At 52.0% G+C, this 13,864-nt stretch carries 12 protein-coding genes; 10 read left to right on the top strand and 2 right to left on the bottom strand.

Features of this window, described 5'->3' with window-relative positions:
- Positions 1 to 166 precede the first annotated feature (166 nt).
- Together PSTEL_RS20240 and PSTEL_RS20235 are read left to right on the top strand one after the other, a co-directional pair.
- On the top strand, positions 167 to 415 hold the full coding sequence (locus PSTEL_RS20240; RefSeq protein ID WP_038698138.1) for a hypothetical protein: 249 nt from the start codon (positions 167 to 169) through the stop codon (positions 413 to 415).
- A 68-nt stretch (positions 416 to 483) separates the two neighbouring features.
- Complete coding sequence (locus PSTEL_RS20235; RefSeq protein ID WP_342666519.1) at positions 484 to 798, top strand: aspartyl protease family protein; 315 nt, start codon at positions 484 to 486, stop codon at positions 796 to 798.
- Between the two features lie 246 nt (positions 799 to 1,044).
- Here the strand turns inward: PSTEL_RS20235 and PSTEL_RS20230 are convergent, their stop codons facing one another.
- Positions 1,045 to 1,230 carry a hypothetical protein gene (locus PSTEL_RS20230; RefSeq protein WP_038698135.1) on the bottom strand — a complete coding sequence of 62 codons (186 nt, stop codon included), beginning with the start codon at positions 1,228 to 1,230 and terminating at the stop codon, positions 1,045 to 1,047.
- Between the two features lie 367 nt (positions 1,231 to 1,597).
- Between PSTEL_RS20230 and PSTEL_RS20225 the strand changes: the two genes are divergently transcribed.
- From PSTEL_RS20225 to rlmN, 6 genes are all read left to right on the top strand, one after another.
- Positions 1,598 to 2,626, top strand: a complete 1,029-nt coding sequence (locus PSTEL_RS20225) for an ABC transporter substrate-binding protein (protein ID WP_052098721.1) — start codon at positions 1,598 to 1,600, stop codon at positions 2,624 to 2,626.
- Positions 2,607 to 3,383: an ABC transporter ATP-binding protein gene (locus PSTEL_RS20220; protein WP_038698134.1), complete on the top strand. Its 777-nt coding sequence runs from the start codon at positions 2,607 to 2,609 to the stop codon at positions 3,381 to 3,383. Before PSTEL_RS20225 ends, PSTEL_RS20220 begins: the two co-directional genes overlap by 20 nt.
- Positions 3,377 to 4,132, top strand: a complete 756-nt coding sequence (locus PSTEL_RS20215) for an ABC transporter permease (protein ID WP_038698133.1) — start codon at positions 3,377 to 3,379, stop codon at positions 4,130 to 4,132. Before PSTEL_RS20220 ends, PSTEL_RS20215 begins: the two co-directional genes overlap by 7 nt.
- 239 nt (positions 4,133 to 4,371) lie before the next feature.
- A complete protein-coding gene (locus PSTEL_RS20210) occupies positions 4,372 to 6,756 on the top strand; it encodes an S-layer homology domain-containing protein (RefSeq protein WP_038698132.1) in 2,385 nt (794 codons plus the stop codon).
- A 328-nt stretch (positions 6,757 to 7,084) separates the two neighbouring features.
- Positions 7,085 to 8,266, top strand: coding sequence for an IS110 family RNA-guided transposase (locus tag PSTEL_RS20200; protein ID WP_038693101.1), 1,182 nt, complete (start codon positions 7,085 to 7,087; stop codon positions 8,264 to 8,266).
- A gap of 264 nt (positions 8,267 to 8,530) precedes the next feature.
- Positions 8,531 to 9,607 (top strand): dual-specificity RNA methyltransferase RlmN, encoded by a 1,077-nt coding sequence (rlmN, locus tag PSTEL_RS20195; RefSeq protein WP_038698130.1) that lies wholly within the window; start codon positions 8,531 to 8,533, stop codon positions 9,605 to 9,607.
- 333 nt (positions 9,608 to 9,940) lie between these two features.
- On the opposite strand, the gene PSTEL_RS20190 is transcribed toward rlmN, so the two are convergent.
- Positions 9,941 to 10,780 carry a TerC family protein gene (locus PSTEL_RS20190; protein WP_038698128.1) on the bottom strand — a complete coding sequence of 280 codons (840 nt, stop codon included), beginning with the start codon at positions 10,778 to 10,780 and terminating at the stop codon, positions 9,941 to 9,943.
- 781 nt (positions 10,781 to 11,561) lie between these two features.
- On the opposite strand from PSTEL_RS20190, the gene nifB reads away from it, so the two are divergent.
- Both nifB and nifH read left to right on the top strand, forming a co-directional pair.
- Positions 11,562 to 12,938 (top strand): nitrogenase cofactor biosynthesis protein NifB, encoded by a 1,377-nt coding sequence (gene nifB / locus PSTEL_RS20185; protein WP_038698126.1) that lies wholly within the window; start codon positions 11,562 to 11,564, stop codon positions 12,936 to 12,938.
- A 6-nt stretch (positions 12,939 to 12,944) separates the two neighbouring features.
- Positions 12,945 to 13,823, top strand: a complete 879-nt coding sequence (nifH, locus tag PSTEL_RS20180) for a nitrogenase iron protein (RefSeq protein WP_038698124.1) — start codon at positions 12,945 to 12,947, stop codon at positions 13,821 to 13,823.
- The last annotated feature ends 41 nt before the right edge of the window (positions 13,824 to 13,864 follow it).

Below are 13,864 nucleotides of genomic sequence, written 5' to 3'. Positions count from 1 at the left end.
CTTCTTTTGGCCGATGGCCGAGAGGAGGTTTTTTGTTGTGTGGAAATTTTTTGAAAAAAGCAAGTGAGGGGCTGAATCAAATTTTCGAGTCCAGTGCAGCAACGGTTGATGAGTGATAAAATAACTTATGATAATAAAACTTCGATTTGAACTGGAGGGATATACGATGCAGTGGCAGCAAGTCAGAGAGTTGTTTCCCGACCAATTTGTTCTGCTTTCCATTATTGACTTCCACGAGGAAGACGATAAGAAAGTCATTACGGATGTAGCGCCGATTCGAGCAGTTGCTGAGAAGGATGCCAATAGGGAGTTTTTCAATGCGGAAGCTGGACGTCTCGTCTATCATACCTCCAATGAGGAATGCATCGTTCATCTACGCAGAGACCCTCTAATGAGAGTGAGACGGAACTCGTGAAGTTAACATATGATGGGCAACTCCTGACTGCTTCAATAACGCTCTGCTATCGCGGGAGAAGCTTGACGATGACAGATATCATTATAGATACGGGTTCGTCTCATACGATTTTCAGTCCTGACGTGCTGGAAGAAATCGGGGTAACGTATGAAAACGGCGACTCTGTATACGAAGCGTATGGCATAGGCGGTACGGTGCCTTTTTACACCAAAGTCATGGATCAAATTGTCATTGATACATTGAAAATTGAACACGTGGAAGTTGATGTCGGCATTCTCCCCAAGACCCATAAAGGCTTGCTCGGTCTGGATATTTTGAAAACATACGGACTCATCGTGGATATGAAGGAACTGGAATTATACTCAACTCGTCCTGTAAAGTAGCCCCAACTTCAAGGCACTAGCGATATTTATTAGTTCCCCCCTTCCTGAATTTGGGTGCCAGGCGGGAAGGATTTGCAACTGCAGAGGCTGATACATAACGAACATAAAGAGGGCAAATAGAAATAGAGACTTTATATAGAACAAACCGCAGGACGCCCAAACAGGTTCGGTGCTCTGCGGTTTGTTGTTGTGCAGTCGGTTTATGGAAAGCGGTTCATGTAACGGCGGTCCAGGGACCGCTTGTTGTTAGTGGTATTTGACTGTCTTGATCCGGGCCTCCTGCTCATAAGTCAGCGGGCTTCGGGGCTGCGGATTGTGCAACAGGCGCTCTGCGCCGTATTCGATCTTCCAGTAATCTTCCCCTTCCGTGGGTATCCACGGCTGCCGTGTTCCGGTGATTCGGTTCTTCAGCTCTTTGAGTCCTGCCAGCATTTCCTTCATCCTCCTTGGACGATGGATCGAGTAGAAATCCAATACTTTGGTTACGGTTACATTATAACATATTACGTGAGATTTAAAAGGGGGTGTCCGCGAGGAAAAGACAAAAACAAGAGAATAAACTGTGAATTTATTAGTTTTTGTGCGTATTGAAGAGAGCTATGTCTTTATATGGTGGACACTGTGGATTGGCGAATTAGAATGTGCCTAAAGCGGAAAAATGAAGGCCGGAAATGTTGGATCGTCTCTATGTCAATCAAATTTAAAAATATACAAAATGAGAGACCGGGTGTAAAATGGCATTATTTGAGCCTGAACGGGCATTTGAACCATACTTGGATGACGGAGGATTGCTGAACATATGAACAACTTCAAGACAAGAAACAACGCATCATCTGCTGGCCGAAAATACATACTGCCCCTGGCTGCGCTTGCGCTGACGGGATCGCTGCTCTCCGCCTGTGGCTCGGGGAACAGTGGCAGCGAGAATGCAGGCACCGCTACGGCTGCTCCTGGGAGCTCTGCGAAGCCTGCCGAAGCCACGGTTTTGTCGATGGGAATGCTGCCGTCCATTGATGAAATTCCTTTTATCATTGCGCATGAGCAGGGCTTTGACACCGAGCACGGCGTCAATCTGGATATCCAGACCTTCAAGAGCGCCAAGGACCGCGACGCGGCCTTTCAAGCAGGGAAGCTCGATGCGCTAAGCGCCGATCTGATTGCGGTGGCCATCTACAATAATGCGGGACTTGATGTCAAAATCGCCAGCAGCACCTTCGGCGAGTTCGATCTGCTGACGGGAAGCGATGATGTCAAGGAGGTCAAGGACCTGAAAGGCAAGAGCCTGATCCTGTCCAAAAATACATCCACCGAATACACGGTGGCTACCATGCTGAAGCAGGCTGGGCTCACCGAAGACGATATCCAGGTGACCGAGGTTCCGCAGATTCCAACCCGGCTGGAGCTGCTGAAGAACAAGAAGTCGGATGCGGCCATTCTGCCGGAGCCTTATGTCACGATGGGCGAGACCGCAGGACTCCGCAACCTTGGCTCCACAGTGACCGCGGGCATCAATCCGTTCGTACTGGCGGTCCCGCAGAAGGCAATCGACGCGAAACCGGAGGCGATCCGGGCGATGTATGCGGCCTATGATGAAGCCGTCGATTATATGAAGTCCCATGATCAGAGCGACTACATTGATACGATCATCAAGACCGTCGGCTACCCTGAAGATTTGAAGGACAAAATCAAGGTTCCGGCGTACACCCCCGCCGCGCAGGTCGATCCGAAGCAGGTCGAGGAAGCCTTCGCCTGGGCCAAGGAGAAAGGCCTGCTGACGAAAGATCTGACCCCGGAGGATGTGATCTCCGATGTCCAGTTCAAGAACTGAGGACGGTCTGCGCCTTACGGGGCTGACCGTCCGTTACCATGACGGCCCGGCTGCGCTCGGGCCCGTCGATCTCCGCATCCCGGAGCACGGCCTGTACACCCTGGTCGGGCCGTCGGGATGCGGGAAGACGACGCTGCTCCGCGCCGTCGCCGGGCTTCTCCCCCGCTATGAGGGGGAGATTACCTACAACGGGCAGCGCGCTGCCGGAAGGGAACCGCTCATCGGGCTGGTTCCCCAGAATTATGGCCTGCTGCCCTGGAAGACCGTCGCCGCGAATCTCCGCGCGGCGCTTGCTGTGACGCTTCCGGGGCGGAGCCGGAAGCAGGAGCGGGAGGAGCGGATTGCCCGCGAGCTTCAGGCGATGGGCATCGCCGAGCTGTCGGGGCGCTATCCGCTCTCACTTAGCGGCGGCCAGCAGCAGCGTGCCGCCGTCGCCAGGGCATTCGCCCTGCAGCCGGAGATCATGCTGCTGGACGAGCCGTTCTCGGCGCTGGACGCCATGACGCGCGAAGCGCTGCAGCGGGTGTTCCTCGAGAACTGGCGGACCCGCCGAATCACCGCGCTCTTCGTCACGCATGACGTGGAGGAGGCGGTTCTGCTGGGACAGAAGATTGTCGTCATGATCCCGGGCGCGAGCGGGGAGCCGGAGATTGTGGACAATCCCGTGTTTATGCTGAAGGATGAAGACAAGCGGGACAGTGAAGCTTTCTTCGAGCAGACAAGGTATATCCGAAAGGTGATGCGGACGAAATGGTGAAGAAGAACCGAACGGTGTCTGCGCTCAGACTTCTGTCTGTGCTGATCGGCCTTCATCTGGTCTGGTACATGCTGTCCGTACTGGTCGATATGCCGATTCTTCCCGGTCCCGCCGCCGTATATGCCGCCATGTTCTCGCTCAGTCCGGGAGCTGTCTGGCTGAACATCGGCTACAGCCTGTACCGGGTATTCGCGGGTCTGGTGCTTGCGCTTGTTCTCGGCCTGCTGATTGGCCTGCTCATGGGCCGCTCCCTCTTCTGGAACCGTGTCCTGGACCCGGTGGTGTACTTGACCTATCCGATCCCGAAGATCGCGCTGCTGCCGGTGGTCATGCTCCTCTTCGGTCTGGGCGAGTGGTCCAAAATCCTGATGATCATGCTGATTCTGATCTTCCAGATCATCATTTCCGTACGCGACGGGGTCAAGGCGATACCGGCCGGAACCTATGAGGTGCTGACCAGCATCGGAGCTTCACCGCTGCATAAATTCCGGAACGTAACGCTTCCGGGTGCCCTCTCTGTAATACTGAGCACGATCCGGGTCTCGCTGGGCACCGCCATTTCGGTGCTGTTCTTCACCGAGATTTACGGGACGGAGCACGGGATGGGCTATTTCATCATGGATGCCTGGCAGCGGCTCGATTATCCGCAGATGTATGCAGGCATTCTGCTCTTCAGCCTGGTTGGGTTCATTCTGTTTCTCATCGTCGATCTGCTGGACCGTGTCTTTATGAAATGGCGGACCGGCTAGGCGTTGTCATTGTTAGGCAGCCTTCTTTTGCCTGTTGGCGAAAGAGGGCTTTTTGTCATGTATCTATATTAAGAAGGGATATGAAATCTCAATCACTTATTTCCACTTAATCTTCCGGTAAATAAACAGCATCTAATTCACACGATAAGGTGTTTAGTATCAGGGGGTTATTTTTCTATGGAAAATAAATACAATAGACTATATAATTATAGAAGAAATACTAAAAGGAGGATGAGGATTTGAGTAAAACAGACAGAGTGGCAAAAAGAATCACCGGCATAGCGGCCAAGTCGGCTGCCAGCGGGCTTATGGTTCTCGCCTTGGCGGTTCCGGGCGGATGGGTGTATGCGGACTCGGCAACGTCGGCTGCCAGCGCGTCAGTTTCAAATACTGTCGTGGTGAATGCAAGCTCTCCATCAGGCTCGGAGCAGAGCAGTACGGCAGATCCAACGAAAGCAAAATTTACGAAGGAGCAGGCGATTGCCAAGGTCAGGGAGCTGTTCCCCGAACTGAAGGACGCGGAAGTCTCCAATGTCCAGCTCGGGATTACGAACGTATCTCCGGCCCCGTCCAATCAGATGGTCTGGGATATTCAATGGAGTTTCCGTACCGGTACCGGCTCCTTCGGCTTCAGCAGCCAGGTGGATGCCATTAACGGCGACCTGATCAGTACATATATAAATTTGGGCGATCAGGACAATGAGAGCTATTATCCGCCTGCGATTACCCGCGATCAGGCGCTGGAGAAGGCGAAAGCTTTTATTGCCAAGGCCGCGTCATCCATTTCGGCTGATGATCTGGAGGTCTCAAGCAGCAATTATTATTATGCATCGAATCCCTCCCTGTTCGGCCCCGCCCAGTATGGCTTCTATTTTACCGTCAAGCATGGAGGCATTCCTTCCGCCTTTGAGAACATAACCATCGGAATCGACGGGAACGGCCGCGTGAAGATGTTCAACAAAACGCCTGCGCACTGGAGCTACCCTTCGACGAAAGCCGCCTGGACAGCGCAGCAGGCGGAGCAGGCTTTCAAGAGCAAGTTTGATGTCGAGCTTGTATATATCCCGGTGTACGGCACAAGCGGACTCAACCGCTGGGTATTGGGCTGGAAGCCCGTTGAGCCGGCATTGTACCCGATCGACGCTGCTTCCGGAAGCAGGCTGAGTATTGACGGAACTGTAAGCACGGTCTCCCGGACGGTGTATGCCGATGTACCGCAGCTGCAGGCCCGCTTCACCCCGAGAAGCTCTAGCGAAGAGATGACGAACGATGAGGCGGTCCAGGCCGTGAAGAAGATTGTCACGATCCCAACGAACCTGCGGCTGAATTCCAGCACGCTCTTCGGCGGTTACCCGGGCACCGACCGCAAGGCCTGGAGCCTGTTCTGGATTCAATCCGGCGGAATCGGGGGCATGGTGTCCCAGTCCTATGCGACGGTGGATGCCCTGACGGGACAGATTCTTAGCTACAACAAAAGCCAGGACATGACGGGCGGCTCAGCCGCGGATTCCGCCAAGCCGAAGACTGGCAAGCTCACCTACAAGCAGTCCAAGGATAAAGCCATCGCCCTGATCAACAAGCTGTATCCGAACGCTTCCAACAACTTGAAGCTGGTGGTTCCAGAGAATAGCGTTGCGAATGCGGACGGCGGTTATGGCTTCCAGTTTATCCGGTTTGCAGGCGGCATCCGGGTCGATGACGGCGGTGTTATCGTTACACTGGATGGAGACGGCAATTTGGTGAATTATTATACGTCTCAGCTGACAGAACTTGATACGTCGAAGCTGAAGCAGTCTGACGTCAAGGTTTCCAAGGATGATGCTCTGGCTCAAATTCTCAGCCTGTATACAACGAAGCTGCAATATCAGTCCTTTGGAGGCTACAATGCTTCAGGATACACGGACCCGGTTGTCAAGCTGGTGTATACTCCTGTTGAAAGTGATGCCGTCACCGGCCCTCAGCGTATACTCGACGCTGTTACCGGCGTGTTGACGCCTCAATACCAGATCCAGAGCCAGTTGCAGAATGATGCCTCCGTCACCGATATTAAGGGCAATCCGTCCGAAGAGGCGCTTTCGACGCTCGTGAAGTACAACATCCTCATTCCTGACGAGAGCGGCAAGGTGAAGCCGGACGCGCAGCTCACAACCGGTGAATGGCTAACGTGGATGGGCAATGCCCTCACGGCAGGCAATCTGGGCGTCTATGTGATGAGTGGACAGGATCGCAAAGCTGTTGCGGGTGTAGCCCCGGACAGCTCCTATTACCCGGCGGTTGCTTATGCCGCTCAGAACAAGTGGATCGCTTCGGGCAGCACGTTCAACCCGGAAACACCGCTGACACGGGAGCAATTTGCCGTTCTGTTGACCTCCCTTACGGGATATGATAAATTCTCGGCCTTTCTGGAGAATGATCCTTCCGTTACCGGATTTTCCGATGCCGCACAGATCTCCCACAAAGGAGCAGTAGCCGTCGCGGTCAGACTGGGCCTGCTTGAAGGCCAAAGCGGCAAATTCAATCCGACCGGAGCCGTAACCCGCGCCGATGCTGCACAAGTTATAATGAAGCTTGTAGAGCTTCAGGGCAAGACGGATCAGACGATCGGGCAGAGCCGCTACTATTAATGCACAGCTGATGAATGGCTGACGAACGTCTTAAGAGCATAACAAGAGGAGTGCCCGGCTGAGGCTTGATTAAGCTTCAGCCGGTTTTTCGTATTATCAGGTTAGCCAGTAATTACTGGTTGGCCTTTTTTTATGGTCGTTTTACGATGAGGAAGCCGGGAGAACGTGGTGGTTTTAGGGGCAATGACCCCGTCACAAAAACTGTTCTCCCACGACCTCCAATGACCATGTTTGAGCTGGTAGAGGCTATTGACCTCGCATCACAAGCGAAGCTATGGGTTTGGAACCATCGTGGGATAGCCGGTAAATCTTTTATTTGGAGGTTGTTATGGAACCAGTTATAGGTGTGGATGTGGCAAAAGGGTTTAGTGTGCTTCAAGCCTTTACGAGACGAAACGAACCTTATGGAAGGGCAGAAAGCCTGTCGCATGAGGAGCACGGGCTTGAACGGTTGGGGGAGCTCCTCGCGGAGTTGCAGGAGACAACAAAATGTACTCCGGTAGTGGTTTTGGAAGCGACAGGGCACTACCACCGGGTACTGGTAGCGTATCTGGAGCGTGGCGGCTGGAGGTACTTTATCGTGAATCCGTTGCAGTCGAAACGGGCCAAAGGAACGCAACTGCGCAAGGTTAAAACAGATGCTGCAGATGCATGGCATTTAGCAGATATGTATTACCGCGGAGACGTTACACCACATCGTATATGGGACGAAGCGTTTACAGAGTTGCAGCATGTGACCCGGCAACATGAGTTTGTGACGGGGATGTTTGTGCAGGCGAAGTTAAACACCAGAGCTTTATTAGATCAGGTTTTCCCGGGGTACGAGAAGGTCTTTCGGGATCTGTTTTCGGTTACGTCTCTAAAGGTGCTGGCGCGTTGTCTGGAGGGAGAACCGGGAGATCTTCATCAGATCATCGAGAACAGTGGCGCAGGGAAGTCGCGGTCGAAACGCTGGGTTCAAGAAAAAGCCGAACGGCTCCAGGAAGTGCTGACGCATTGGAAAAAGCAGAGGAGAAGTTCTTCTCAAAGCGTTGCTTTGCACGGTATGGTTAGCTTATTGCTTCAGTTTTCGGAGCAGCTAAGTACATTGGAGAAGCAAATGGAGAAGATGGCATCCAGTCTCCACGAAGTAGAACTAATGAAGAGTATACCTGGCGTAGGAGATAAGCTTGCAGCAGCCCTTGTCGCTGAAATAGGGGACGTAGGACAGTTTCAAAACCCGAAACAACTCGTTGCTTTTGCAGGCTTAGACCCTGGCATATTCAGCTCAGGGAAGTTTAAGGCGACAAGCTCGAAGATCACGAAACGTGGTTCCAAGAGACTGCGACGTGCTTTATATTTAGCGGTACAGTGTGGGATACGCGGGAGCATCAACCGTAAGCTTCGAGATTATTATGATAGAAAAAGAAAAGAGGGCAAGGCTTACAAGGTGGTCGTGATCGCTTGCGCCAACAAGCTTCTTCATCACATATTCGCCATCCTCAGTAAGAACCAGCCCTATAACCCTTAAATCCATATTTCCCCAAATATCCTTTACTCATGAAGGTTATTTGTCATGCTCATAAAATAGTATACCAACAAACCATTTGCAGACCAAGAGCAAAAAGCTTGACAAGTATTAGCTGGTTTTTGTGCAAAATAGCGAGGCGGCTGTCTTTTCCTCTTGTTTTAATATAAAAAATTTGGGACAATAAGATACGATTGTCTTCCTTACGGGAAGCCGAAGGCTAGAATTGACAGGCTTGCGCTGCAAGCCTTGGAGAGAGGATAGATCATGAGCAAAACATCCATTTACGGTTTGACCTTTGACGGGTTCGCCGCCTGGCTGCTGGAACGCGGACACCGCAAATTCCGGGCGCTTCAGGTATGGGATTATCTCTATGTGAAGCGGGTTACGGATTTCGGGCAAATGGAGGAAGTGAATCCGGAGGCGCTCGGGCTGTTGGCCGAGCATTTTACGATAAACACATTGGCCGAGCATGTGAAGCAGGAATCCGTGGACGGAACCGTTAAATTTCTGTTCAGACTGCAGGACGGCAATCTGATCGAGACGGTGCTGATGCGCCAGAAATACGGCCTTGCCGTCTGCGTAACGACCCAGGTGGGCTGTAACATCGGCTGCAGCTTCTGCGCAAGCGGGCTGTTGAAGAAGGACCGGGATCTGTCCGCAGGCGAGATCGTGGAGCAGATCATGCAGGTTCAGATGTATCTGGACGCGCGGGGCAAGGGAGAATCGGTCAGTCATATCGTGGTCATGGGGATCGGAGAGCCTTTCGACAACTTCGAGAATTTAACAGCATTCATCCAGATTATCAAGAACCAGAAGGGTCTCGATATCGCCGGGCGCCATATTACGGTCTCCACCAGCGGACTTGCGGACAAAATCATCGAATTTACGGACTGCAACCTGCAGGTGAATCTGGCGATCTCCCTGCATGCTCCCAGCAATGAGCTCCGCACCAAAATTATGAAGATCAATCGTGCCGTGCCGATCGAGAAACTGATGTCTGCATTGGAGTATTATCTTCAGAAGACGAAGCGCAGAACGACGCTTGAATATATCCTTCTCCGGGATATCAACGACCAGCAGGAGCATGCGCTTGAGCTGGCTGAACTGATTCGCGGCTACGGTCCGCTTGTGAATGTCAATCTTATCCCTTACAACCCGGTAGATGAGCACAGCCAGTATCAGCGGAGCGACCGTGAGACGGTCCGGGCTTTCTTTGATACCCTGAAGAAGCAGGGCATCAGCGTCAGCACGCGTCTGGAGCAAGGCAGTGACATCGATGCCGCCTGCGGCCAACTGCGGAGCAAACAGATCAAAGAGATTAAACAAACGGCTCTCGGATAAACATTGTGCTAAGATCAACTCTATTGTTTACTGAAAAAACCCGCTTGCGCTGATCCGGCGTAAGCGGGTTTTTGTAATATCCATCCATTTCCTCACACGATTGTAACATTTGATGGTAAATTTCTCTTTTTCACCGCGATGAATATTGACGTGCTTGAAAATAATACATTATAATCCTATCAAGAAAGTTGGAATATTACAGTTGAGCGGATCACCGCAGGCCGAACCTTCTTCCATTCTGGAAGTCGGAACGGCCTTTTTGCTGTGATCCCTATCGAGAGGAGTGATCAGCTAGCGATACGGTTGCCTCTCTCTGGAGGTTATTTGCGGAGACTACTTGCCTAATTGCGAGTCTACTTCTCGTACCGGATTCTCGTCTTTATGCTCTTCCGTGACTTCTTTGCTCATGAACCAGCCGATGGCGGCAATGAGTACCAGCACGATATAGAAAGTCGCCTTCCAAGCGGTACTGTGCGCGAAGTGCTCCGACAGAACGCCGAGAGACGGATGCGCGAGTGTAATGACGGCCAGCTTGACGCCAACCCAGCCTACGATAACGAACGCGGCAACTTCAAGACCCGGGCGCGAGTGAAGCAATTTGACGAAGAAGGAAGCAGCGAACCGCATAATGACAAGCCCGATAAAGCCGCCGGCAAAAATAACGAGGAACACGCCGCCGTCCAGACCGCCGATCTGCGGAAGACCACTCGCCGGAAGCGCCACAGCCAATGCGACTGCAGCCAGGATCGAATCAACGGCAAATGCGATATCTGCGATTTCGACTTTTAGCACGGTCAGCCAGAAACTGGACTTCTTTCCGCCGGATTCCTTGCCATCTGTTGCGGCCGCTTCTTCCGTAATTGATTGCGCCTCCGGCCTGCGGGCCGCGACGACTTTCCGGATGATATGATTTCCCGCGATGAACAGCAGGTAGAGGGCTCCAATCGCCTGAACCTGCCAAATATCCACGAGGTAGGAAATCACGAACAGCGATCCAAAGCGGAAAATAAAGGCGCCGAACAGCCCGTAGAAGAGAGCTTTCTTCCTTGTTTCCTCGGGCAGATGCTTCACCATAATGGCGAGCACCAGCGCGTTGTCGGCCGCAAGCAGTCCTTCCAGCGCAACCAGCACGAGAAGCACCCAGCCGTATTCCAATAACAAACCTACATCCATTTCTTACAACCTCCCTGAATTTAGAATGGCCTAAAATTATATAAAAAAGACCTTTACCAAACAGGCTGAGTCCCTAAAAAGAGAATCAATCTGAATGGTAAAGGTCTCGCTAACAATTGGATAATTGCCAACAAAGCCGGAGAATATGAAGCTCTTCTCGTATTGACGACTTTGCTTAACAGCTACTCCCCTTTACGGGATATTCGGTTGGGCCTTAACTCTATTACGATCATATAGGAGGAGAGACAGAATGTCAACCAAAGAAAGAAATCCCTTTCTATTAATAAACGGATGTTTGGCTGCGGGTTCCGCGAATTTTCCCGGGCTATGTCGAAAGAACGTTATCGGGCGTTAAAGACCGCGTTAAATCTGCATCAAATCTGTGCTGCATTGACATTGATTTTCAATGAAAACAAGATATGAAAACGGAAACATGATATTTGAGTGTCACTTTTCCTAACATATGATTTGACGAAAATGTAAACACACGGTGATGACAGGTTTTTTCGTGGAGAGGCTAATTGACGATATACGGGTTTGAAAATATGATTGTGATACAACAAAGGCAGTCAAGCAAGGTTAGAGTGAGGAAACCTAACAAGAAATTGAAGGTTAACTTACATGTCGCTAATCGGGAATTACCCCCGAGGATACGCTTCTGAAACAACAATGTTTGTGACGGCGTTTCGAAGGAACTTGGGCGCACGCTTCCGACACGGGAACGAAGCGAGGCGTGCGTAGGGAGCTAGAGTCTCCTCATTATATTAAGGAGGTGGGAACAATGAAGCCGGAGCCGACATCGTGTTCATCAAACGCAGCAGTGGATGATATCAGTCGCCACCCTTGCTACAACGAAGAAGCCCATCGGTTCTTTGCCCGGATGCATATTCCGGTCGCTCCCGCCTGCAACATTCAGTGCAATTACTGCAACCGCAAATTCGACTGTGTGAACGAAAGCAGACCGGGGGTTGTCAGTGAGGTGCTCTCTCCAGAGCAAGCGGAGCGGAAGGTTAAGGGTGTGGCAGCGCAGCTTATGCAGCTGTCGGTAGTCGGCATTGCAGGGCCCGGCGATCCGCTGGCCAACGCGGACAAGACGTTTGACACGTTCGCCAGAGTCAAGAAGCATGTGCCCGATGTCATGACCTGCCTCAGTACGAACGGCCTGACGCTGTATCGGCACATTGATCGAATCGTGGAATTGGGGATCGGACACGTAACGATCACGATCAATGCAATCGACCCGGACGTAGGCAAGGAGATTTATCCCTGGGTATTTGATGAAGGGGTTCGTTACGAAGGAAGAGAAGCCGCCGCTCTCCTGATCAGCCGCCAGCTTCAGGGCGTGGAGGAACTGGCCAAGAGAGGCATTCTCGTCAAAGTTAACTCGATCATGATTCCGGGAGTCAACGACGAGCATCTGCTCGAAGTATCGAAGAAAGTCAAGGAGCTTGGCGCAACGATTCATAATGTGACGCCGCTGATTATCGCTCCGGGCAGCCAGTACGAGAAAGACGGACGCAAGGCGCCGCGCCCCAAAGAATTGATTCAGCTGCAAGAGAAGCTGAGCGAGGGCGGAACCAAGCTGATGCGCCACTGCCGGCAGTGCCGCGCGGACGCGGTAGGATTGCTCGGACAGGACCGCAATCAGGATTTCCAGCTCGATAAGATGGATGATGATCTGGTGATCGACCTCGATGCCAGAGAGCAGTTCCAGCAGGAATTGGACGCCAAGATCCGGCAGCGCATGATTGCGAAGTCGAACCAGCGCTCCATACTGGACGAGAACAAGAGAACCCGGGTCGCTGTTGCTTCCCGCGGCGGAGACAAGGTTAATCAGCATTTTGGCCACGCGACGGAATTCATGATCTACGATACAGACGGAACCGAAGTGAAGTTCATCGGTATGCGTAAGATACAGGCTTACTGCCACGGTACGGCGGATTGCAACGGAGAGAAAGGCGAAACGCTTCAGGAGATTACATCGATCCTGAGCGACTGCCGGATCCTCTTAAGCTCTGGAATCGGCGATGCGCCTCGCATGGCGTTGAACAAGGCTGGCATCCTGCCGCTGGTCCGCAAAGGCGGAATTCAAGAAGCAATTCTTGAAAGTGTAAAATACGGTTCTTATTTTGAACACATAAATATTTCGAAGGGATGATGTAACATGACTAAGAAACTGAGACAAATCGCATTCTACGGCAAAGGCGGTATCGGTAAATCCACCACTTCCCAAAATACACTGGCTCAGCTGGCCACCACTTTCGGTCAGAAGATCATGATCGTTGGCTGTGACCCGAAAGCTGACTCCACTCGTCTGATTCTGAATACGAAAGCTCAGCAAACCGTGCTTCACCTGGCTGCTGAAATGGGTTCGGTTGAAGATCTCGAGCTCGAAGACGTAGTAGCTACCGGCTTCGGCGGCATCCTCTGCGTTGAATCCGGCGGTCCGGAACCAGGCGTAGGCTGCGCAGGACGCGGTATCATCACTTCGATCAACTTCCTGGAAGAGCAGGGCGCTTACGACGGCATGGACTTCATCTCCTACGACGTACTGGGTGACGTTGTGTGCGGCGGTTTCGCAATGCCGATCCGCGAGAACAAAGCGCAAGAAATCTACATTGTATGCTCCGGTGAAATGATGGCTATGTACGCAGCCAACAACATCGCTCGCGGTATTCTGAAATACGCGCACAGCGGCGGCGTTCGTCTGGGTGGTCTGATCTGTAACTCCCGTAACACTGACCGTGAAGATGAGCTGATCATGGAACTGGCTCGCCGTCTGAACACGCAGATGATTCACTTCGTGCCTCGCGACAACGTCGTACAGCATGCCGAGCTGAGAAGAATGACGGTTACCCAGTACAACCCGGAACACAATCAAGCCAACGAGTACAAGCAATTGGCTGACAAGATTCTGCACAACGAAATGCTGACCATCCCGACTCCAATCGAAATGGACGAACTCGAGCAGCTGCTGATCGAATTCGGTGTTGTAGAAGATGAAGAAACAGCCATCAAGAAGCTCGAAGCTGCAGGTCACTAATAACAAGAAAAGAACTTGAGATTAGATATATCGCGGGACTA

This window comes from Paenibacillus stellifer (assembly GCF_000758685.1).
Lineage (GTDB): Bacteria > Bacillota > Bacilli > Paenibacillales > Paenibacillaceae > Paenibacillus_AQ > Paenibacillus_AQ stellifer.
Note: the sequence above shows the minus strand (reverse complement) of the source record. Positions and strands in the feature narration are given on the sequence as shown.